Source organism: Actinomadura napierensis, from assembly GCF_039529375.1.
Classification (GTDB): Bacteria; Actinomycetota; Actinomycetes; order Streptosporangiales; family Streptosporangiaceae; genus Spirillospora; species Spirillospora napierensis.
In genome coordinates, this window is record NZ_BAAAMR010000007.1 from 128739 (window position 1) to 150407 (window position 21669).

Below are 21669 nucleotides of genomic sequence, written 5' to 3' on the forward strand. Positions count from 1 at the left end.
GCCCGGCTGGTTCCAGAACGGAGCCAGCCGAGCGGCCCCGGAGTACATCACCTCCAACACCGGTCCGGGGGGCCGGGCGGGTGCCCAGTGACTCGGGACCGGCGCGGTAAGCGGTGTGCGCGGTGAGGCTCGGGCCAGGGGATTCAGCCGAGATCGCGGCGGGCGAATCGCCGGCTTCCGGCGGTGACAAGGACGAGGGTGGCGGCGGCCAGGACGGCGGTGTCCAGGACCTGGAAGCCGTTCTTGAGCGGTTCCCCGCCGATGTAGTAGTGGAACGGGGTCAGGTCGCGCAGCCAGTCAGCGCCGATCTGCGGGGCGAAGCCGTTCAACGCGTAAGTGGCGACGCCCAGGGCGGCGGTGATGCCGAAGACGGTGGCGCGGCTGCAGCCGGTGGCGGCGCCGATGCCGGTGGCCAGGGCACCGAACAGCGCCGACAGCAGCGCCAGGTTCAGGGCCTGGGCCGCGAAGTGTCCGACGGGCACCGAGTCGAGTTCGGCGCTGGAGCGTACGGCCAGCACGGCGGCCAGCACCACGGTGGCAATGGCGACGGCGCCCACCGCCAGGGCGGCGAAGCGGTGCAGTAGCAGGCGGGGGCGGCCGATGGGGTGGGCCAGCAGCAGGTCCAGGTAGCCGGACTCCTCGTCGGCGGAGATCATGCGGGCGCCGGTGGCGGCGCCGTAGAAGGTGGCCAGCAGCGGCACCAGTAGCCCGAAAACCGCGCCTTGGAGGTATCCGGCGGCGCTGGAGGTGTCGTCCAGGCCGAACCCTTGTACGGCCTCGGGCATGTCGGCCATGGAGTCGGCTGAGATCTGCGGATAGAAGCCGGCGTACATCATCGTCAGCAGGCCGGTGGCCGCGGCCCAGACGGTGAAGATGCGCCGGTTGTCGAACAGGGTCTTGGTGAACATCGAGCGGCCGAAGGCGCGGGCCGGGCCGGAGGCGCCGGGCAGCACGGCCGCCGAAGCGGCGCTGGTGGTGGGGGAAGTGGTGGTCATGGCGAGTCCCATGTGTGAGAAGGAGTAGGGAGCGGCGGGGGTTGGCGGGTCAGGCGGTGCGGTCGTCCGCGGCGCCCTGGGAGTGCTCGCCGGTGTAGTAGGCATGGAACAGCTCTTCCAGGTCCTGGGTGTCGGCGCGCAGGCCGGTCACGGTGTGCCGGGCGGCGGCCTTGATCAGGGCGTCGGGGCTGCCGTCCACGCGGCAGGTGAGGGTGGCCCCCTCCACCGTCAGGTCGGTGACGCCGGGCAGGCCGGTGTACTCCTCGGCGGCCACCGGCGCGGCGAAGTCGATGCGCACCCGCAGGAACGAGCGGGCGCGCAGCCCGGCCACGGTGTCGAGGGCGACCAGGCGGCCCTCGCGGATGATGGCCACCCGGTCGGCGACCGCCTCGACCTCGCTCATGATGTGGCTGGACATGAACACCGTCTGTCCGGCCGTCTTGGCCTCGGCGACCATGTCCAGGAACGTCTGCTGCACCAGCGGGTCCAGCCCGGAGGTGGGTTCGTCCAGGATCAGCAGCTCGGGGTGGTGCATGAACGCCTGGACCAGGCCGACCTTCTGCCGGTTGCCCTTGGACAGGCTCTTGACCCGCGCCGACAGGTCCAACTCCAGCCGGTCGGCCAGCTCGGTGATGCGGCGTGCCGGCACGCCGCCGCGCAGGTTCCCCAGGAAGGCCAGGCACTCACCGGCCTTCTGACGGCCGTCGACGACGAAGTCGCCGGCCAGGTAGCCGATGCGGCGGTGCAACTCGACCGCGTCGGCGCGGGGGTCGCCTCCCAGCAGCCGGACGGTGCCGGAGGTGGGGCGGATCAGGTCCAGCAGCAGCCGGATGGTGGTGGATTTTCCCGGCGCCGTTGGGGCCGAGGTAGCCGAACACCTCGCCCGCCTCCACATGCAGGTCGAGACCGGACAGGCCTCGACGGACGACACGCCGGGACCCGTGCCCGGACACATAGGACTTGGTGAGCTCGGTGAGCTCGATCGCCGTTCGCATGTCATAGATATTATCAGAGTGTTCAAAGTTTTCTGAAGACTTGGAGCTGTTAAACTTGCTTCGGACCGTGGAGAAGGGATGACCTTGGCAGACACCACCGAAGCCGCCGAGCGGATGGCTCTGACGCTGGCCCAGGGCGGCATGCAGAAGGCGACCGCGCGCGTGATGGCGGCCTTCCTGTTCGCCGATACCGACAGCGTCACCGCCCCCGAGTTGGCCGAGCAGCTGGGCATCAGCTCCGGCTCGGTGTCAGGGGCGATCAAGATGCTGTCCACGGTCGGACTGATCGAACGAGCGCCCGCCCCCGGCAGCCGCCGCGAGCACTACCGGCTGCGCTACGGCGCCTGGGCCACGCTCATGTCGGCGCAGAACGGCATCGTGCAGGCCATGTTCGAGGCCGCCGACGAAGGCATCGCCGCCGCGGGCCCCGATTCCCCGGCCGCCCGACGGCTGGAGGAGATGCGCGACTTCTACGGCTTCATGTTCCGCGAACTGCCCACCCTTGTAGAGCGCTGGCACGCCGAACGCAAACAGCCGTCACGCTGATTCGTCAGTAGCCAATCCGTAGTGTGCGATGCATGGGCTATGACCTGCACATCACGCGAAGAGACGACTGGTCGGGGAGTATGGACCGGAAATCACTGCCGACGAGTGGGCCGATGTGGTTGCGGCTGATACTGAGTTGGAGACGTGCCAAGCGGCGCGCGCGTTCGTAGACGGCCAGCACCGGCACGATGCGTCCGGCGAAGGTCCACGGCATCCCGAGGACGTTGCCCAGTTCCCGCTGTCCGGCCAGGACATAGGCCATGAAGGGCAGGAAGCGCCAGCCGCCTTCGCGGATCGTACCTTTTGTGGCCGGGCCCCTACCTCATCGCCCGCACGCCACAGGGCGCCCGGCCCTGTGCCTGCCGAAAACTACGTCCGTGCAGGTGGGACGTGCAGGACGTGGGCTCCGACACGGGGCTTGGTCAGTCGCAAGGACTGGCCGCGGCGAGGCGGTTGCCGCGGGATGATGGGTGGCTGTGCTGTTGCGATTGGCCTCTTGACTGTGGCGAACACCTTCGCGGCCCTCCGCCTTCTCTCGATGACTGTTCGGGAGAAGGACACCGAGATTTTGGTGTTGCGGCATCAGGTCGCGGTGTTGGAGGGTCAGTTGGCCGGGACGCGGGTGCGGTTCACCGTTTCGGACCGGGCGCTGCTGGCGGCGCTGTTGAACCGGTTGCCTCGCGGTGTACTGCGCCGGACGCGGCTGTTGGTGCGGCCGGACACGGTGCTGCGTTGGCACCGCGTCCTGATTGCCGGTCGGCACGCTGCCCGCTCGACACCCAAGCGGGCGGGCCGGCCACCGACCGTCCGTTCCGTCCGGCTCTGGTTCTGTGTTTGGTGCGGGAGAACCTGGGCTGGGGCTATCGGCGGGTGCACGGCGAGTTGCTGGTGCTCGGCATCAAGGTGGCGTCTGCCGCTGTCTGGGAGATCCTCAACGACGCCGGCGTCGATCCGGCGCCTGAGCGTTCCGCCACCACCTGGGCCGGGTTCCTGAGTTTCCAGGCCGAGGGTGTTGCTGGCGTGTGACTTCCTGGGGACCGTGACTCTCACCGGCGCCCGCATGTACGTGCTGGCGGTCATCGAGCACTACACCCGCCGCCGCATCCGGGTTCTGGGCGCCACCGGCCACCCCGACCACAGCGTGGGTGACCCAAGCGGCGCGGAACCTGGTCATGGATCTGGAGGACGCCGGCTGCCGGGCACGGTTCCTGATCCGCGACCGGGACGCCAAGTTCCCTGAGCTGTTCGACGTGGTCTTGGCCGATGTCGGTATCCGGGTGGTGCTGACCGGGGTGCGGTTGCCGAGGATGAACGCGGTGATGGAGCGGTGGGTACAGACCTGCTGCCGTGAACTGCTCGACCGGACTCTGATCTGGAACCAGCGTCACCTGCTCCACGCCCTCCGCGAGTTCGAGACCTTTACAACGAGCATCGGCCTCATCAGGGCATCACCAACGCCCGCCCGCTAACGCCACTGCCTCCACCGATCACCGAACCCGACGAGATCGCCCACCTGAACGTTCGAAGAACCCAGCCGTCCCGGAGCGCCTTGCTGGAGTCCGCCGCCGTGTGCGCCCTGGCGGTTGTCGCGGGCACTCGCCGAGGCCCCGGCAACCGCCGGACGGCGTGCGTCGGCGCTCCTCAGTCCAGTATGAAGGCGCCGCCCGCGGACGTCGCCAGGTCAGCCCCGAGGGCGGCTGCCGGCGTCCAGGACCCGGGCCTGCCGACGCCACGGGCCAGCAGTTCGGTGACGGTGGCGGTGACGTCGGCCGTGAAGTCCATACCGTCGCCGGCGCGGAGCCATCCCTCGTGCCGGGTGCCGTCCGCCCACTCGACGACAGCGTGCCCCCAGGAGTGCTTGCGAGGACGGGGCGCGGCCTTGATCCGTACCCGGCCGAGCCGGTCGACGGCGAGGCGTCGCAGCGCCGGAACGGACAACAATCGGCCCAGCAGCGGGAGCAGGGCACGTATCAGCGGAGCGGTCGGCACGAGACCGGAAGTGGCGGTGACGAACGGTGCTCCGCTCACCGCATGCGCCGCGACGAGCTCGCCGGACGCGACACCTGCCGACTTTGCCGACTCCCCGTCCGGAAAAGCGAGTCGCTGCGGGTCCGCGCCGAGGCGCGACGTCACCAGCCGCCCATTCTCGTACCGCCGCCCACCGGCGGTGAGCACGTCCACCATGCTGGCCGCCAGGGCGGCACCGAGCACTCCCGCCTCGACGGCCACCGAGCCCACGGCGTCGACCAGCACCTGGTGCGGCGCGGGCCGCCCTTCGCACAGCTTCGCCACCACCGCCTCCGTCGCCAGCACGCCGAATCCGGCGCCGGTGACCAGGGTGCTGCCCGCCCGCACCGCTTCATCGTGCAGGGCGAGCAGCCCCTCCACGGCGACCAGGTCGCTGGCCTGGTCGACGTAGTGGCCGCCGGGCATGCAGGCACGGGCGATCACCGGTGCGGTGGCGGCGAAAGCGCCCATCGTGTTCACCACCACCCGCGGGCGTTCCCGCACGATCTCCTCCGCGATCCGCTCGGCCGAGTCGGCGACGACCACCTTCGCATCCCCGGGCAGACCGGCTTCGGCCCCGGCGGCGACCATCCGCTCCCGGCCGCGCCCGACCGGCACGACCGTCAGCCCCCGCGCAGCCAGTCGCGCGGTCACACCTCGGCCGACACGGCCGGTGGCCCCGACGACCCACACCTCGTCGTTCGTCCTGACCTCGCTGGTCTCGGTCATGTGAATGTCAGCCTGCCTCTTCCGGGCCTCACCGGGGACGGGCATCCCCAGTGATGACACAGTGTGTCATGAGTGCAGGCTAGCATCGATGGCACAGTGCGCCATCACCTGTTACCGTCGGCCTGTGGCGAGGTGGGATCCGGGTGCGGAGGAGCGCCTGAAGCGGGCGGCTCTGGAGCTGTACCTGGAGCGCGGCTACGACAACGTGACGGTGACCCATATCGCCGAGCGGGCCGGACTCACCCGGCGTTCCTACTTCCGTTACTTTCCGGACAAGCGCGAGGTCCTGTTCGCCGGCTCGGAGCGCCTGCCCCCGGCACTGGCGGAGGCGGTCCGGGCGGCGGACCCGGACGCTGCTCCGCTCGCCGCCGTCCTCGACGCGCTGGCGCGAGTGGGTGCCGAGCTCGTCGAGCAGGTGGACGGCGCGACGGAGCGCCGGGCGGTGATCGACGCCAGCCCCGAGTTGCAGGAACGCGAACGGACCAAGACCGCTGCGATCACCGCTGCGATCCGCGACGCCCTGAAGCAACGTCAGGTGAACGCCGAGACGGCCGAACTGGTCGCGCAGCTCGCCACGGTGGCCTTCCAGAACGCCTTCCGGCACTGGATCGAGGCCGAAGGGCGTGCGAGTTTCGGCAGCTGCCTGCACACGGTGACCGACGAACTGCGAACCGCTCTCGCCGGGACGTGAGAGGGACGTCTGCCCGTGCCATAGGTGATCGCTTCAGGGCGGGGCCGACGTCTCCACCTGCCCGACTTCTTGGCCACTGCCGCGGAACTCTTCAAAAGAACCAGAGTGGCCAACTGGTATGCACAGTGGCCAACTATCGTGCCCAGTCACAGAGCGTCACCGATCGTTGCTGTCAACAGCTCACTGATCCGGTACTGGCCGTACTGCGCTCTGCACCACCCCCTTCGAGGCCCTCTTCTGGTCTCCTCCGGACGCTGTGGCTGGCGAAGCTGACCGAGAAGGGGCTGCGCCGAGCCTGGGGATGGGGAATCAAACAGGTGCTGCTCTCACCGAACCACCTGGGCCTGATCAGCCTCGACGGAACCGCGCCAGTCCCCGACCCTCCTAGATCGTTATAGCGAGTGAGGTGTTGCTTCTTGGCGTCGGTAGTGGCTGGTGCGGGCTCGGTGTTGGTGGCATCGGCGTCAGATCGACCAGGCCTCGGGCAGGCCAGGATGCGGGCGGGTGCCAGGACTCAGGCTGGTGAGCAGCCGTTGAACTTCGTTTCAGGTCAACGCGATCAACCGGCCGGGGTCGGTCGTGTGGCATCGTCGTGGGCGGCGATCACGGCGAGCAGAGTGTGGGCGAGCATCGCGAACACCGGCCAACGCCGCCAGGAGGTCCAGCGGCCGACCTGGTGCTCGTCGAGTCCGGCCGGATTTGCCAGGCGCCGAGGACTTCGCGGAGGGATCGCGGCGCTCCAGGCCAGGCAAGGCAAGGCGGATTTCACTGGCAGCTGGACGGTCGGGCAAGCCAATCGGCGTCGGTAGACTAGGCGTTCGGCGCCAGACGAGGGGCGGTGGGCGTGGACTACGGTGACAAGCTCTTCTGGCTCTCGGTCCTGATCCAGCGGAGGTACGCGCAGATCTGCGACGAGTACGACCTGACTTCCTTGCAGGCCACGCTGCTGTGCGCGGTCAAGGACGAGCCGCGGCAGATGGCGTACCTCGCCGCCTCGCTCGGCATGACCAAGAACGCGCTGACCCAGCTCGTCGATCGCATTGAGCGGCGCCACCTGGTCAGCCGAGCGAGTTCAGAGCAGGACCGGCGGGTCATCATGCTCAGCGTGACGCCCACGGGGAAGGTGCTCGCCGAGGCGGTGTTCGCCGAGACCACCAAGCGCCTGCCCGACGTCGCGGAGAACCTCGACGCCGACGACCAGCGCGACTTCGAACGCCTGGCCACCGCCATCGTGGACGCGTCGGGCGTCTCGGCGTCCACCTCGTCCTGACATACCGCGCAGTCCTCCTAGGCACCCTCATGCTTCAGTTCATGCCATGAACTAGTATTGTTCATGGCGTGAACTAGTCAGGGTTCATGCCATGCCCTAGCGAGAGGTGACGACATGGTCACGCGGGAAAACGGTGCGATCGCGGTCTTCGGTGCGACGGGACAGCAGGGCGGGGCGGTCGTCGACGCGCTCCTGGCCCGAGGAGCGCGGGTGCGGGCCCTCGTCCGCACCCCCGAGTCCGATCGCGCGCAGGCGCTGGCCGCCCGAGGCGTCGAGCTGGCGACCGTCCGGATCGACGACCCGGCGTCAACGGTCGCCGCGCTGGAGGCCGTCGACGCGTTCTACTTCATGACCCCGGAGGCGAACAGCCTCGAGGAGATCGAGGAGGAGGTCCGGGTGGGCACCGCCCTCGTCGATGCGGCGGCCGCAGCGCGCGTGCCGCACGTCGTGTTCAACTCGGTTTTCGGAGCGGATCGCGAAACGGGCGTGCCGCACCACGACTCGAAGCACCGGATCGAGGAATACCTGAAGCTTTCCGGCCTGAGGGCCACGATGGTTCGCCCGACCGCCTTCATGGAGAACTTCGCGACCGTGATGGCGCCGAGCCTGGAGGACGGAACGATCGTGCTGAGGCTGCCGCTGCCGAACGACATCGCCCTGAAGATGGTTTCGATCAAGGACATCGGCCAGGTCGCCGCCGCGATCCTGCTCGACACCGCGGACGTGCCCGGCGGAGCCGTCGAGGTCATCGGCGACGAGCCAACGGGTCCCCAGATCGCCGCCGCGTTCGGCGCGCGCGCCGGGCTACCGTCACGCTACGAGGCCCTGCCACTGAGCGTCCTCGGCAACGACCTCGACAAGGCGATGTTCCGCGAGTTCGCCAAGGCGTCCGAACACCCGTCAGACCTCGCAGCAGTGAAGGCGATCGAGCCGACCACCTGGAACCTGGCCGAGTGGATCCGTGCCACCGGCTGGACCGCGCCCGCGGACCGGGTCCGTTCCTGATACTCCAGCCGTAGGCCGTGATCTTGCAGGCGTGGCGGTCCCGGACATGGCACGGCCACCGCGTGATCCTCCTCCGTTGTGTCGACATCAGATGATCAAGCGGTGGCCGTGGGCCACAGAGTGGAACCTGACCGTTGGCGAGCCGAGACCGACAGGCTGCTCGCCTTGATCGCCGCCAGGTTCGGTCGGATCGAGACTCGCCGCCGCGCCGCCCGGTTCCTGGTCGGGCTGGCCGACCTGCCCCGGAAGAACTGTTGGAGCATCGCCGAGCACGCCGGTGATGTGGATCCGCACGGCATGCAGTACCTGCTCGGGCGAGCCGGCTGGGACACCGACGGCGTCCACGATGACTTGCGCGACTACGTCACCACCAACCTCGGCGACACCGATGCGGTGCTGGTGGTCGACGAGACCGGTGACCTGAAGAAGGGCACCTGCACGGTCGGGGTCCAGCGCCAGTACACCGGCACCGCCGGGCGGATCGAGGACGCTCAGGTCGCGGTCTACCTGACCTACGCCGGCGCCCGTGGCCACGCGATGATCGACCGCGAGCTCTCATTGCCGAAGTCCTGGACAGGCGACCCCGACCGGTGCGCCGAAGCCGGGGTGCCCGCCGACATCGAGTTCCTGACCAAGCCCGCGCTGGCCACGGGCATGATCCGCCGCGCCCTGAACGCTGGGGTGCCAGCGCGATGGATCGCCGGGGACGAGGTATACGGCGCGGATCCCGCCCTGCGGGACGAGCTGGAGATCCACCAGGTCGGGTATGTGCTGGCCATCGGCTGCGATCGTCGCGTCCCGACCGTGTGCCGCTCGGAAACTTGATTCATGCTGTGATCTGGCGTCTCGCTGCCGGATCACGTGTCTGGCGGGGACCATCTTGAGGTGCTGCTGTCGCTGCTGTACCGGTTGGTGAGGTGCCTGTTCGGCTTGTTGGGGGTGCTGGTTCGGTCGGATCTGTCCAAGGACGTCGAGTTGCTTGTGCTGTGGCATGAGAACCAGGTGCTGCGTCGTCAGCTGGGCGGTCGGCCGCGGTGGGATCACGGCGACCGGCTGTGGTTGGCGGCGTCGTCTCGGCTGGTTCACCGCCGCTGTTGGGCGGAGATCTTCCCGGTCACCCCGGCCACGATCCTTCGCTGGCACCGCCACCTGGTCGCCCGCAAATGGACTTATGCTGACCGGCGCCGGCCGGGACGTCCACCCACCGGTGTTTCGATCAAGACGCTGATCGTGCGGATGGCGCGCGAGAATCGGCGTGCACGCCGAGGTCATCGACGGGCTGCCCGGCTGCCCGAACATCCCGGTGGGCGGATCCGTCGACCTCTAGTGCCGCCGCTCCATCCGGGGCACCGGACGGCGAGGGCCTCTCATGGGCCTGCGAGGGCGAGTCACTTTCGGGTTGTGGGGGCGAACTGTACGGCGACGGATAGGCCACCTTCGGGGCGGGCGCTGGTGGTGAGGGTGGCGTGGTGGGCCTCGGTGACGGCGTTGACGATGGCGAGGCCGAGACCGTAGCCGTCGCCGCGGCCGTGACGGTCGGGCGCCAGCTTCTGGAAGGGCTGGAAGAGCCGCTGGATCTGGTCGCCGGGGACGACCGGCCCGCTGTTGACGACGCTGAGGGCCGCCTGCGCGCCGGACGTCCCGGTGGTGATCTCCACCTGCCCGCCGGCGTGGTTGTGGCGGATCGCGTTGTCGATGAGGTTGGTGACGAGGCTTTCGATCAGTTTCGGGTCGCCGGCGGTCACCGCGGGGGCGAGGTGTTCGGCGAGGACGATGCCCCTCTCCGCCGCCCGGTCGCGGCGGGAGGCGAGCACCCCTTCGGCGACTTGGGCGAGGTCGAGGGTGTCCCAGCGGGTGACGCCGCGCTCGCTGGTGGCCAGCGCGAGCAGCGCCCGGACGAGCCGCTCCTGGTGTTCGCCGAGGGCGATGGCCTCCCGGCAGGCCGCGCGCAGGGTGGCGGTGTCGGCGCCGGGGTCGGCGAGGGCGACTTCGAGGAGGGTGCGCAGGCCGGCGAGGGGGGTGCGCAGTTCGTGGGAGGCGTTGGCGACGAAGTGGCGCTGGGCGTCGAAGGAGGCTTGGAGGCGGGCGAACAGGCCGTCGAGGGTGTGGCCGAGCTCGGTCAGCTCGTCGGCGGGCTCGCCGAGGTCGAGGCGCCGGTGCAGGTCGCCGGCGGAGATGTTCCTGGCGGTGGCGGTGATGGCGCGCAGCGGGTGCAGGAACCGGCCGGCGACGAACCAGCCGAGAGCCAGGGCGACGGGGATCAGGACGACCAGGGCGACGGCGGATCCCGTGAGCGCCTGGGCCAGGCTGATCCCGCCTCCGGATCCGGTGGTCACGCCCGATGACGGCCGCCCTTCGGGCGTGGTCGAACCGACGCTGACCAGCGGGACGAGCACGAGGACGAGCACCAGGACCCCCGCGGCGTAGACGGCCGCCGCGTAGGCGAGCGCGAGCCGCGTCTGCAAGGACTTCCGGGCGAGCTGCTGCGCGGTCATGGCGATCCGAGGCGGTAGCCGCCTTCGCGGACGGTCTCGATCACGGGCGGGTCGCCGAGCTTGGCGCGCAGCCGGTGCATGGTGTGCTTGACGGCGCTGGTGAAGGGGTCGGCGGCCTCGTCCCAGACGCGTTCGAGCAGTTCCTCGGCGGAGATGACCAGGCCGGGGGCCGACAGGAGGCATTCGAGCAGGGCGAACTCCTTGGGGCTCAGCTTGAGGCGCCGGCCCGCCCGGAGCGCGGTGCGGCGGGCCGGGTCGAGGGTGATGTCCCCGCTTTCCAGGGTGGGGGGAAGCGGCGGGGTGGCGCGGCGCGCCAGTGCGCGGACGCGGGCGACCAGTTCGGCGAACGCGAAGGGTTTGGGCAGGTAGTCGTCGGCGCCGAGGCTGAGGCCGTCGACGCGGTCCTCGATCGTGTCGGAGGCGGTGAGCATCAGGACGCGGGTCTCGCAGCGGCCGCGGGCGAGCCGCCGGCAGATGTCGTCGCCGTGGACGCCAGGCAGGTCGCGGTCGAGGACCACCACGTCGTAGCGGGTGACGGAGAGCCGGTAGAGGGCCGTGGTGCCGTCCAGGACGATGTCGACGGCCATGCCCTCGTGGCGGAGCCCGGTTCCGATGGAGCGGGCGAGGACCTCGAAGTCCTCGACGACGAGGACCCTCACCGCCGCGGACCGCCGGTCGTCGTGCGCGCTGGGCGGCCGAGCGGGCCGCCGGGTCGAGGTGCCATGCGTCCGACGATGCCAGATCCCCGGTCGCAGCCGGGTCGCGGCCGCCGCGACCGGGCTGGAACCGGGTGGTGCGTAGAACCGTCGGCATGAGTGCATTGCGAAGCAGGTCGCTGCGATGAGCGCCCCGGGGATCGTCGTCGCCGGACTGCGCAAGAGATACGGGGCGGCCCTGGCCCTCGACGGCATGTCCTTCACCGTCCGCCCGGGTGTGGTGACGGGCCTGGTGGGGCCGAACGGGGCCGGGAAGTCCACCACGATGCGGGTGATCCTCGGCCTGGACGCGGTCGACGAGGGCACCGCGCTCATCGGCGGGAGGCCGTACCGCGGCCTGCGGCATCCGCTGACGCATGTCGGTTCGCTGCTGGACGCGGCGGCGCTGCACGCGGGCCGCAGCGGGCTCGACCACCTGCTGTGGCTGGCGCATTCGCAGGGGCTGGACGCGCGGCGGGTGAAGCAGGTGATCGAGCAGGTCGGGCTGGGCCCGGCGGCCCGCCGCAAGGCCGGCGGCTACTCGCTCGGCATGCGGCAGCGGCTCGGGATCGCCGCGGCCCTGCTGGGCGACCCGCCGGTCATCATGCTCGACGAGCCGTTCAACGGCATGGACCCCGACGGCATCGTGTGGATGCGCGGGTTCCTGCGGTCGCTGGCGGCGCAGGGCCGCGCCGTGTTGGTCTCCAGCCACCTGATGAGCGAGGTGCAGGACACGACCGATCATCTCGTCGTGGTCGGGCGCGGCCGGGCCATCGCCGACGCCGCCGTGGCGGACCTGATCGCGGCCGTCTCCGGGGACCGGGTGACGGTGCGGACCACGGCCGGGGCGCATGCGATGCGGGTGCTGGCGCAGGCCGGCGCGACCGTGGCGACCACCGGACGCGACACCATCTCCGTCTCGGGCCGGCCCGCGGACCGGATCGTGGCGCTGCTCGGCCAGAGCGCGGTGCCGTTCTCCGAGGTGTCGGCGCACCGCGCCACGCTCGAGGACGTCTACCTGGAGCTCACCCGCGAAGCGGTCGAGTTCCGCTCCGCGACGCACACGGAGGTGTCCCGGTGACCGCCGTCACGACGTCCGGCCGGTCCGGCCGGTCCGGCCGGCAGGTCGGACGGGACGGATTCCTGCAGGTGCTGCACGCGGAGTGGACGAAGTTCCGGACCGTCCGCGGCTGGCTGGTCGGCATGGTGGTCGCGGCCCTGTTGTTGCTGCTGTTCGCCGTGCTCGCTAGCGTCAGCAGCCATCAGAAGGGTTCGCCGCCCGTTCCGGTCGGGCCGGGAGGCGGGCCGGTCACCGACAGCTTCTACTTCGTGCATCAGCCGCTGACCGGGAACGGCAGCATCTCCGTCTCCGTCTCCGCGCTCAAGAGCGGCATCCCCGAGGGGCCCAGGGAGCAGCGGACCGGCGCCGTGCCGTGGGCGAAGGCCGGGCTCATCATCAAGCAGAGCACCCGCCAGGGCTCGCCCTACGCGGCGATCGTGGTTACCGGCGGCCGCGGCGTGCGGATGCAGGACGCCTACGTCCACGACACGGCCGGTCCGCCCGGCGCGGTCTCCGCCGGGTCTCCGCGCCAGCTGCGGCTGGACCGCTCGGGCGACGTGATCACCGGCTACACGTCCGCCGACGGCGCGCACTGGACCAGGATGGGCACCGCGCGGGTGAGCGGGCTCGGGCCGACCGCCCAGGTCGGGCTGTTCGTCGCGTCTCCGCCCGCCCTCGACGGCATGGGAACGGCCGGCACCGTGTCAACGGCCGCCTTCGGCGACCTTCGCGTCCAGGGCGGCCGGACCGGCGGCAGGTGGACCGGCGTCCAGGTGGGTCCCCGCTCCTCCACGTTCGCCGGCTACCCGGACGGCGCGTCGGGTTCGTTCACCGGATCCGACGGCAGGTTCGCGGTCACCGGCGCCGGTGACATCGCGCCCGCCGTCCGCGAGTCCCTCCCGACCGGCGGCACCCTCCGGGAGCTCCTCACCGGCACGTTCGCCGCGCTGATCGCGGTGATCGTCGTGGGGGCGCTGTTCGTCACCGCGGAGTACCGGAACAAGATGATCCGCCTGACCCTGGCCGCGAGCCCGCGGCGGAGCCGGGTGCTGGCCGCCAAGGCGATCGTGCTGTGGGCCGTCACCTTCGCCGCCGGGCTGGTGGGGACGGTCCTGGCGACCGCGCTCGGCGAGCGGCTCGCCCGGAACAACGGCGTCTACCTCTTCCCGGTGCCGCCGATGACCGAACTGCGGGTGGCCGGCGGGACCGCGGCGCTGCTCGCGACCGCCGCGGTCCTGGCCCTGGCCGTCGGCGGGATCGTCCGGCACAGCGCCGGCGCGGTCACCACCGTCATCGTCGCCATCGTGCTGCCCTACATCCTCACCGCCCTCCCGTTCATGCCGGCGAGCGCGGCGAACTGGCTGTCGCGGGTGACGCCGGGGGCGGCGTTCGCCGTCCAGCAGACGCTCGTGGAGTACGACCAGGTCGCCAGCCACTACACGCCCTACAACGGCTACTACCCGCTGGCGCCGTGGGCCGGTTTCGCCGTCCTGGCGGCCTACGCGGTGGCGTGCCTGGCCGCGGCCGCCGTGCTGCTCAACAGGAGGGACGCATGAGAGTCGCCCTGCACGCGGAATGGACGAAGATGCGGACGGTCGCCGGCCCGCTGTGGCTGCTGCTCGGCACCGTCGCGGCGACGGTGGCGCTGAGCGCCGTCGCGGCGTCGCTGGCGAACTGCACGGTCGGCGGCTGCGGCGGCGACACGATCAGGCTGACCCTCGTGGGCGTCTACCTCGGCCAGGCGCCGGTCGCCATCCTGGGGGTGCTGGTCATCAGCGGGGAGCACGGCTCGGGCATGATCCGCACCACCCTGGCGGCGGTGCCGCGGCGGACGACGGCCCTCGCGGCCAAGGCCGTCGCCCTCAGCGGCGCGGTGGCCGCCGGCGGGACCGTCGCCGTCCTCGGCGCGGTGTTCGCCGGGCGGCTCGTCCTGCCCGCCGCCGGCGACCGGGCCCTGTCCCTGCCCGACGGGCCGACGCTGCGCGCGGTCTTCGGGACGGTCGTGTACCTGGTCCTGATCGGCCTGCTCAGCCTCGGTGTCGCGGCCGCGGTGCGGGATTCCGCGACCGGCATCGGTGTCGTCCTCGCCCTGCTCTACGTCGTCCCGATCCTCTCCCGGACCGTCAGCGACCCGGGGTGGCGGCGCCTGCTGGAGAAGACCGCGCCGATGACGTCCGGGCTCGCCGTCCAGGCCACCACCGATCTCGGGAGCCTGCCCATCGGCCCTTGGGCCGGGCTCGGGGTGACCGCCGGGTGGGCCGCCGCGATGCTGCTGGTCGGCGGTCTGCTGCTGCGCACGCGCGACGCCTAGCAGCAGCGAAGCCGTCGTCGGACCCGCGCCGCACTCCCGTCGGCCGATCCTACAGTCACCTTGTCGGTGTCCAGGGGCTTGACCTTGGTGGACAGGTTGCCGGACGCGGTGGTGGTGATCGAGCAGGCCATGTCCTGCCCGGTGTCCAGGAAGCGCAGTGCGGTTTGCGGCTGGCGCCAAGGGGTGGTTTCGACGGCGTGGCGGGTTCAGCGGCCGTAGGCGATGATGCCGAGCCGTTGGGTGTCGGGTATGCGGGTGAGGGCGGCCAGGTCGATGGCGGTGATGGCGGGTGCGGTGGCGAGGGCCTGTTTGAGGGTGGCGATGATGTTGGAGCCGAGGGTGGTCAGCCACCACAGCATGCGGTCGCGCTGGGTCAGCTTCTTCAACGTGGGCCGCCCGGCGGACGTCATGGCGGGGGTCTGGTCGGGCAGGGAGTCCAGGTCCGGCTGGCGTATCACCACCGACAGGATCCCTTCCTGGACGCCGACGGCGCAGCCGGTGGCGGGGTTGTCGGCGAACGCGGTGCTCACCGCCTCGCACACGGTCGCCTCATCGTTGGCCAGCAGTGCCTGCAGTGCGCCGCCTCGTCGGCCAGTTGCTGGTGCAGGTGCTGCAGGCTGGCCTGCTCGGCGGACAAGTAGGCGGCCGTGTCCTGCTCGGCGGCTTGTTTGGTGGCCGAGCGTGCGCTGCGGGCGAGCCGGCCAAGGCCCTGTAGATGGAATGCCAGCGCTTCCGCGCGCGCCCATGCGAGCCCGAGCTCTGGGGGAGGGGGGACGACCGGAGGCGACCGCCGGCCGGCCCGGTGATGGGACGGAACTACCGGCTTCGCTCCGGGTGGTCGCCGTCGCGCTTGTCGCCTTGCTCGCTGTCTCCGCAGTCCGGGAGCGGGCGCCGTGCCGGGAACACCTTGCTTCCAGGTGCCGGTGCGCACCATCAACGCCGCCCCGTCGCCGAAGTACTTCGGGTTCAAGCGGGGCATCACCTGGCTCAATGCCGTCAACGATCAGGTCGCGGGCATCGGGCAGATGGTCGTGCCCGGCACGCCGCGCGACTCGGCTACAACTTCAGCCCCAGGTTCCGTGACCTGGACGATCAGCGGTTCTGGCGGGCCACGATGCCCGGCGTCGAGACCGGCACGTACGGCGCGGTGGAGGATCTGGCCCGCAACCGCGTGAACCTGAACAAGGTGATCACGCACTGGCCGGACATGCTGAAGGTCGCCGGGTCCCTGGTCACCAACCAGGTCCGAGCCTACGACCTGCTGCGCATGTTCGGCCGCGACGGCCGGCCCACCCCGCTCGGGGCGGCGTTCGCGGAGTACGGGCGGATCGCCAAGACCGAGCACCTGCTGCGGGTGGTCGGCCCGGTGGACGACACCTACCGCAGGCAGATGAACCGGCAGCTCACCGTGCAGGAGTCCCGCCACAAGCTGGCGAGGGACGTGTGCCACGGCAAGCGCGGCACCATCCACCAGGCGTACCGCGACGGCATGGAGGATCAGCTCGGCGCGCTCGGCCTGGTCCTCAACGCCATCGTGCTCTGGACGACCCGCTACATCGACGCCGCCGTCGCCCAGCTGAAAGCCGAGGGCCACGAGATCCGGGACGTGGACATCGCTCGGCTCTCCGCGCTTAAGCACCGCAACCTGAACCTGCTCGGCCGCTATAGCTTCACCGCCTCGACCCCGGCCGCCGGCGCCCTGCGCCCGCTGCGCGACCCGGACGCGTCGGAGCTGGACGAGGACGAGTCGGCGGCCGACTGAAGCCGAGGCGTCAGCCGGTGGGCACCAGCGCGGCGTCGTACTGCTCGACGGCCCAAGGCAGCACCACGCAGGGGAGCAGAAACCACTCGCTAGTGCTGGGTCGGCTCCGGCAGTTCGGAGGTGATGGCGCGGATGGCGTTCCGCAGCCAGCGCTGCGCCGGGTCGCCGTCGAGCCGGGGATGCCAGGCCATGTGGTATCCCAGTGGCCGGATTTCCTGGGGGGCGGGCAGGATGCGGATGCCGGGTTCCGGGCGTTGCTCCGCGAGCAGCCGCGCGGGCAGGGTGAGGACCAGCCGGGTGCCCAGGACCGAGCGCAGGGCCAGGGAGTGGTAGGGGACGGTCAGTCCGGCCCGGCGGCGCTCGCCGAGGTCTTCCAGGCGTTGCTCGATCGCGGTCTGGCGCTCGCCGATGGTGCCGACGATGACATGGGTGGCGTCCAGGTACTCCTCCAGGGCGATCGCCGGACGTTCGGCGAGCGGGTGGTCCGCGGAGAGCACGCAGACGAACCGGTCATCGAAGAGATGCTCGGTGTGCAGGGTGGTAAGGGGCGTTGATCTGGCGAAGAACACCAGATCGACGACCCCCCGGTCGAGGTCCTCGTAAATGGCGTCGTGCCAGGTCCGGAAGTGCAGGGTTGAGCGCGGCGACTCCCGGAACACACGCTGGAAGATCGCGGGCGCGAACACCTGGGTGAAGTCGGTGCCCGCGACCCGGAACGCCTCGGCGGCCTCGGCGGGGTCGAACTCCTCCGGGGCGAACAGGCTCTCCAGCCGCGGCAGGACTGCCCGCAGCTGACGCTGGACGCGCTCGGCCCGCGGGGTGAGCCGGTACCCGCCCGGCGTGCGCACCAGCAGCTCGTCGCCGAGGGTGTCCCGCAGCCGCTGCAGGGCCCGGCTCATCGCCGGCTGGCTCATTCCGGCGACTTCGGCGGCGCGCGAGACATGCCGCTCCTCCAGCAGTGCGGCCAGCGGAGCCAGCAGATTGAGGTCGACCCGTTCGATATGCACCATCTGAATAATCTATATCTCGATGATGCATTGGACAAATAGTTGCAGGTGCCGGAGGGTTGAACCGGTCGCCGGGCGGACCGCCCGCGAACCAGCACAGTGCCAGGCGTCCGTCCGGACGCCGGATCAGGAGCAGTGATGAACGGCGCGGTATCGCAGCACGGATCCAGCCGGCCGAGGGTGGCCGTGGTGACCGGCGGCTCGGGCGGAATCGGGGGCGCGGTCGCGCGCCGGCTGGCCGCGGACGGCATGGCAGTCGTCGTCCACTACGCGGGCAGCGCGACGAAGGCCGAGGCGGTCGTCGAGTCGGTGATCGCAGCCGGCGGCACGGCGGTGGCCCTGCCCGGCGACGTCGCCGAGCTGACGGAGATGACCGGGCTCTTCGACGCCGTGGAGGAACGTTTCGGCGGCGTCGACGTGATCGTCAACACCGCGGGGATCATGCTGCTGGCCCCGCTCGCCGAGATGGAGCTGGAAGCCTTCGACCGGATGCACCGGGTCAACGTCCGCGGGACCTTCGTGGTCTCCCGGCTCGCGGCCCGCAGGCTGCGCCCCGGCGGCGCGCTGATCAACTTCTCCACCTCGGTGACCCGGCTCCAGCAGCCCGGCTACGGCGGCTACGCGGCGACCAAGGGCGCGGTCGAGGCCATGACCCTGATCCTGGCACGCGAACTGCGCGGCCGGGACGTCACCGTCAACGCGGTGGCCCCCGGGCCGACCGCGACACCGCTTTTCGTCGAGGGCAAGAGCGAGGAGCTGATCGGCCGGATCGCCGCCGCCGCACCCCTGGAGCGGCTCGGCACACCCGAGGACATCGCCGAGGCCGTCGCCTTCCTGGCCGGGTCCGCCGGCCGCTGGGTCAACGGCCAGGTGCTGTACAGCAACGGCGGCATCGCCTGACCCTCTCCACCACTTCCGCTTCTCTCCTCCCTCTCCCTTCCTCCCCTTCACCCTCCGATAGGAGACCCACCATGTCGACTGTGCTCATCACGGGTGCCGCCACCGGTATTGGCAACCTAACCGCGCGAGCCCTGGCCCGGGCCGGTCACCGCGTCTACGCCTGGATGCGCGCCCCCGGTGGCCGCAACGCCGCCCGCGCCGAGGAACTGCACCGCCTGGCCGCGGCCGAACGCCTTGACCTGCACGTAGTCGAACTCGACGTCACCTCGCAGGAGTCCGCCGACCGCGCGGTGGCGGCCGTGCTCGAGAACGCGGGAGCGCTCGACGTCGTCATCCACAACGCCGGGCACCTGGTCACCGGCTACGTCGAGGCGTTCACCGCCGAGGAGATCGCCCACCTGGTCGACGTCAACACCCTCGGCGTCCAACGGCTCAACCGCGCCGCGCTGCCGCACCTGCGCGGGCAGGGCAGCGGCACCCTCCTCTACGTGGGCAGCACCATCCCGGTGACCACACCGCCGTTCCTCGGTCCGTACGTGGTGTCGAAGGCGGCGATGGACTCGCTGGCGCTGGTGACCTCCTACGAGGTGGCCCCGCTCGGCATCGAGACGGTGATCGTCATGCCGGGAGCCTTCACCCAGGGCACCGACCACTTCCCCAAAGCGGGACGTCCCGTGGACGCCACCGGTGTCACCGCCGGTTACCGGGCCCTGGACCCGCTGGTCGCCCGCAACGAGCAGGCCACGGAAAGTCTGTTCACCCCGGGCACGCAGACCGACCCCGTGGTGGTCGCCGAGGAGATCACCAGGATCTTGTCCCTGCCCTTCGGCGAGCGCCCTTTCCGCAGCGTGGTGGACCTGACCAACTCCCTGGTCGAGCAGGCCAACTCCGCGGTGCTGGAGGCGCGCGCGGACTTCGTGCGGCGCATGGGCTTCGAGGAGGTCCTGCACGTCGCCCGCGGGTAGGCCGCCCCGCGCCCGTTCCGTCACCGATCGCATCACCTCCCCTCGCAAGGAAACGACGACATGACCCGCAGTCAGCTGGACTCCGTCTCCGACCTCTTGCTGAACTCGCCGCTGGACCTGGGCGGCGACGTGGCGAAGATGCGCCGCGTCTTCGACGAGATGCTCGGCGCCGCGCCGGTGCCCGGCGACGTCCGCACCCGGACCACCGACCTGGGCGGAGTGCCCGCCGTCGAGGTGCGCGCCGGCGACGCAGTGCCGACGGCCGGCACCGTGCTGTACTTCCACGGCGGCGCCTATGCGATCGGCTCCGCCGCCGCCAGCGTCGGCCTGGTCTCCGAGATCGCCCGGCGCACCGCGGCCACCGCGCTGTCCGTCGACTACCGGCTCGCCCCCGAACATCCCTTCCCGGCCGCGGTGGGCGACGCGCTGGCCGCCTACCGGGCGCTGCTCGACGGAGGGGTCCCGGCCGGCTCGATCGCGGTCACCGGCGAATCGGCCGGCGGCGGCCTCGCCCTCGCCCTGCTGCTGGCGATCCGGGACGCGGGGCTGCCGCAGCCGTCGTCCGCGACCGTCCTGTCCCCATGGACGGACCTCACCCAGTCCGGCGGCACCATGACCACCCGGGCCGACGCGGATCCGGCGCTCACCCGCCGGGCCCTTCAGACCAGGGCCGCCGACTACCTCGCCGGGGCGGATCCACGCACCCCGCTGGCCAGCCCGCTGCATGCCGATCTGCGCGGACTGCCGCCGCTGCTGATCCAGGCCGGCGGCCGGGAAATCCTGCTCGACGACGCCCTGCGGCTGGCCGCGCGGGCCGCCCACGCCGACGTCCCGGTCACCCTGCGGACCTTCCCCGGAGCGCCGCACGTCTTCCAGGGCTTCGCCCCGCTCGTCGACGAGGCGGCGCAGGCCCTCGACCAGGTCGCCGCCTTCATCAACGGCCATATCCAGCCGGAGGGACGCCCGTGAAAGCCGTACGTTTCCACCGCTACGGAGACATCGACGTGCTCGGCGTCGAGGACGTCGAACCGCGTCCGCTGGGCCCACGTGACGTGCTGGTACAGGTGCGGGCCGCCGGGATCAACCCGGGCGAGGCCAAGATCCGTACCGGGGCCCTGCACGAGCGGTTCCCCACGACGTTCCCCTCCGGACAGGGCAGCGACCTCGCCGGAACCGTCGCCGCGACCGGGGCGGCGGTGACCGGCCGGGAGCCCGGGGACCCGGTTCTCGGCTGGTCCTGGGAGCGGTCCAGCCACGCCGAGTACGTTGTCGTCCCGCACGACCAGCTCGTCCGCAAGCCCGGCGGGCTCCCCTGGACCGCCGCAGGCGCCCTCTACGTCGCGGGCAGTACCGCCTGGGCAGCGGTCACCGCTGTCGATGCGAGGGCCGGCGAGACGGTCGTGGTCAGCGGGGCCACCGGCGGGGTCGGCACCATCGCCGTCCAACTCCTGCGCCTGCGCAGGGCGCATGTGGTCGCGATCGCCTCCCCGCGGCACAGGGACTGGCTGGAGTCCCAGGGCGCCACCCTCGTCCACTACGGGAGTGGAGTCACCGAACGCCTCCGCCGGGCGATCGAGGGCGACGGAGCCGGCACGGCGCACGCCTTCCTCGACTTCCACGGCGGCGACTACCCGCGGACCGCACTCTCCCTGGGGGTGCCGCCCCGCAAGGTCAACACACTCGACCACGGCGCCGCCGCCGCGCTCGGCACCCGGTCCCAGGGCAGTGCCGAGGGCACCAGCCGGGCGGTGCTGACCGAGCTGGCCGAACTGACGGCGGCCGGCCGGATCGAGGTGCCGATCAGCCGGACCCACCCGCTGGAAGAGGTCCGGGCGGCCTTCACCCACCTGGAACACGACCACCCTCTGGGCAAGGTCGTCCTCCTCCCCAACGCCGTCCCCAACAGCATCGAGGGCAACGACGCTTGAACTGAGCCCAGGTGACGCTGACTCAGGCGGGAGCGGAGCCCTCAATGAGCGCCCAGCACCTTCTCCGCAGCGGCTCCGGCGAGCAACCCCCAGCATCAGGCAGCCCCGCGGCGGTGTCGGGGTCCGAGTAGGAGCGGACCAGGAAACCGGTATTGCTGTCAGAAGTTGCGACAGGCCGTGATCCGAGCCGTCAGGTCGTTCTCCCCGGCTTCCCGCCTGTCGTCAAACGGGGGCGGCCTCAGTGGATCAATGCATCAACTTGTCCGCAAAGGTCAGAGTAGACCTCGCTGGATGACAGGAAGCCGTGG

21 protein-coding genes and 2 pseudogenes are annotated in these 21669 nt (G+C 71.0%); 15 read left to right on the plus strand and 8 right to left on the minus strand.

Going from position 1 to position 21669, the window contains the following annotated elements; genetic code table 11:
* Window positions 1-143 precede the first annotated feature (143 nt).
* Entirely contained in the window at window positions 144-995 is an 852-nt protein-coding gene (locus ABD296_RS06680) for an ABC transporter permease subunit (protein ID WP_344262595.1), read from the minus strand.
* Window positions 996-1044: 49 nt separating this feature from the next.
* On the minus strand, window positions 1045-1926 hold the full coding sequence (locus ABD296_RS06685; protein WP_344262597.1) for an ABC transporter ATP-binding protein: 882 nt from the start codon (window positions 1924-1926) through the stop codon (window positions 1045-1047).
* A gap of 142 nt (window positions 1927-2068) precedes the next feature.
* On the opposite strand from ABD296_RS06685, the gene ABD296_RS06690 reads away from it, so the two are divergent.
* Window positions 2069-2536, plus strand: a complete 468-nt coding sequence (locus ABD296_RS06690; RefSeq protein WP_344262599.1) for a GbsR/MarR family transcriptional regulator — start codon at window positions 2069-2071, stop codon at window positions 2534-2536.
* Window positions 2537-2573: 37 nt separating this feature from the next.
* Here ABD296_RS06690 and ABD296_RS06695 read toward each other — a convergent pair whose 3' ends face one another.
* Entirely contained in the window at window positions 2574-2798 is a 225-nt protein-coding gene (locus tag ABD296_RS06695; protein WP_344262601.1) for a hypothetical protein, read from the minus strand.
* Between the two features lie 575 nt (window positions 2799-3373).
* On the opposite strand from ABD296_RS06695, the gene ABD296_RS06700 reads away from it, so the two are divergent.
* Window positions 3374-3562: a hypothetical protein gene (locus ABD296_RS06700; protein WP_344262603.1), complete on the plus strand. Its 189-nt coding sequence runs from the start codon at window positions 3374-3376 to the stop codon at window positions 3560-3562.
* 146 nt (window positions 3563-3708) lie between these two features.
* Window positions 3709-4005, plus strand: coding sequence for a hypothetical protein (locus ABD296_RS06705; RefSeq protein ID WP_344262605.1), 297 nt, complete (start codon window positions 3709-3711; stop codon window positions 4003-4005).
* 172 nt (window positions 4006-4177) lie between these two features.
* On the opposite strand, the gene ABD296_RS06710 is transcribed toward ABD296_RS06705, so the two are convergent.
* A complete protein-coding gene (locus ABD296_RS06710) occupies window positions 4178-5272 on the minus strand; it encodes a saccharopine dehydrogenase NADP-binding domain-containing protein (RefSeq protein ID WP_344262607.1) in 1095 nt (364 codons plus the stop codon).
* 88 nt (window positions 5273-5360) lie between these two features.
* Here ABD296_RS06710 and ABD296_RS06715 point away from each other — a divergent pair, with 88 nt between their 5' ends.
* The 4 genes and pseudogenes from ABD296_RS06715 to ABD296_RS06730 all read left to right on the plus strand — a co-directional run.
* Window positions 5361-5963, plus strand: a complete 603-nt coding sequence (locus ABD296_RS06715; RefSeq protein WP_344262609.1) for a TetR/AcrR family transcriptional regulator — start codon at window positions 5361-5363, stop codon at window positions 5961-5963.
* 844 nt (window positions 5964-6807) lie between these two features.
* Window positions 6808-7233 carry a MarR family winged helix-turn-helix transcriptional regulator gene (locus ABD296_RS06720; protein WP_344262611.1) on the plus strand — a complete coding sequence of 142 codons (426 nt, stop codon included), beginning with the start codon at window positions 6808-6810 and terminating at the stop codon, window positions 7231-7233.
* 114 nt (window positions 7234-7347) lie between these two features.
* Window positions 7348-8238, plus strand: coding sequence for an NmrA/HSCARG family protein (locus ABD296_RS06725; protein ID WP_344262614.1), 891 nt, complete (start codon window positions 7348-7350; stop codon window positions 8236-8238).
* A gap of 102 nt (window positions 8239-8340) precedes the next feature.
* Window positions 8341-9042, plus strand: a pseudogene (locus ABD296_RS06730) (IS701 family transposase); the annotation flags it as partial.
* Between the two features lie 584 nt (window positions 9043-9626).
* On the opposite strand, the gene ABD296_RS06735 reads toward ABD296_RS06730, so the two are convergent.
* Both ABD296_RS06735 and ABD296_RS06740 read right to left on the minus strand, forming a co-directional pair.
* Entirely contained in the window at window positions 9627-10733 is a 1107-nt protein-coding gene (locus tag ABD296_RS06735) for a sensor histidine kinase (protein ID WP_344262616.1), read from the minus strand.
* Entirely contained in the window at window positions 10730-11392 is a 663-nt protein-coding gene (locus ABD296_RS06740; protein WP_344262618.1) for a response regulator transcription factor, read from the minus strand. The genes ABD296_RS06735 and ABD296_RS06740 overlap by 4 nt, the downstream gene beginning before the upstream one ends.
* A 181-nt stretch (window positions 11393-11573) precedes the next feature.
* Here ABD296_RS06740 and ABD296_RS06745 point away from each other — a divergent pair, with 181 nt between their 5' ends.
* Genes ABD296_RS06745 through ABD296_RS06755 form a run of 3 tightly spaced genes read left to right on the plus strand, consistent with a single transcriptional unit; the run spans window position 11574 to window position 14799 of the window.
* Window positions 11574-12509, plus strand: coding sequence for an ABC transporter ATP-binding protein (locus ABD296_RS06745; RefSeq protein WP_344262621.1), 936 nt, complete (start codon window positions 11574-11576; stop codon window positions 12507-12509).
* Window positions 12506-14044, plus strand: a complete 1539-nt coding sequence (locus tag ABD296_RS06750) for an ABC transporter permease subunit (RefSeq protein WP_344262623.1) — start codon at window positions 12506-12508, stop codon at window positions 14042-14044. Before ABD296_RS06745 ends, ABD296_RS06750 begins: the two co-directional genes overlap by 4 nt.
* Entirely contained in the window at window positions 14041-14799 is a 759-nt protein-coding gene (locus tag ABD296_RS06755; RefSeq protein ID WP_344262625.1) for an ABC transporter permease, read from the plus strand. The genes ABD296_RS06750 and ABD296_RS06755 overlap by 4 nt, the downstream gene beginning before the upstream one ends.
* Window positions 14800-15005: 206 nt before the next feature.
* On the opposite strand, the gene ABD296_RS06760 is transcribed toward ABD296_RS06755, so the two are convergent.
* Window positions 15006-15341 (minus strand): hypothetical protein, encoded by a 336-nt coding sequence (locus ABD296_RS06760; protein ID WP_344262627.1) that lies wholly within the window; start codon window positions 15339-15341, stop codon window positions 15006-15008.
* Between the two features lie 369 nt (window positions 15342-15710).
* Here ABD296_RS06760 and ABD296_RS06765 point away from each other — a divergent pair.
* Window positions 15711-16561, plus strand: a pseudogene (locus ABD296_RS06765) (Tn3 family transposase); the annotation flags it as partial.
* Between the two features lie 89 nt (window positions 16562-16650).
* Here the strand turns inward: ABD296_RS06765 and ABD296_RS06770 are convergent.
* Complete coding sequence (locus tag ABD296_RS06770) at window positions 16651-17571, minus strand: LysR family transcriptional regulator (RefSeq protein WP_344262629.1); 921 nt, start codon at window positions 17569-17571, stop codon at window positions 16651-16653.
* A gap of 135 nt (window positions 17572-17706) precedes the next feature.
* On the opposite strand from ABD296_RS06770, the gene ABD296_RS06775 reads away from it, so the two are divergent.
* The 4 genes from ABD296_RS06775 to ABD296_RS06790 all read left to right on the plus strand — a co-directional run bounded on the left by ABD296_RS06775 (window position 17707) and on the right by ABD296_RS06790 (window position 21361).
* Entirely contained in the window at window positions 17707-18468 is a 762-nt protein-coding gene (locus tag ABD296_RS06775) for an SDR family oxidoreductase (RefSeq protein WP_344262631.1), read from the plus strand.
* A 71-nt stretch (window positions 18469-18539) separates the two neighbouring features.
* Window positions 18540-19433, plus strand: coding sequence for an SDR family oxidoreductase (locus ABD296_RS06780; protein WP_344262633.1), 894 nt, complete (start codon window positions 18540-18542; stop codon window positions 19431-19433).
* 60 nt (window positions 19434-19493) lie between these two features.
* Window positions 19494-20402, plus strand: a complete 909-nt coding sequence (locus tag ABD296_RS06785) for an alpha/beta hydrolase (RefSeq protein WP_344262635.1) — start codon at window positions 19494-19496, stop codon at window positions 20400-20402.
* On the plus strand, window positions 20399-21361 hold the full coding sequence (locus ABD296_RS06790) for an NADP-dependent oxidoreductase (RefSeq protein WP_344262637.1): 963 nt from the start codon (window positions 20399-20401) through the stop codon (window positions 21359-21361). The genes ABD296_RS06785 and ABD296_RS06790 overlap by 4 nt, the downstream gene beginning before the upstream one ends.
* The last annotated feature ends 308 nt before the right edge of the window (window positions 21362-21669 follow it).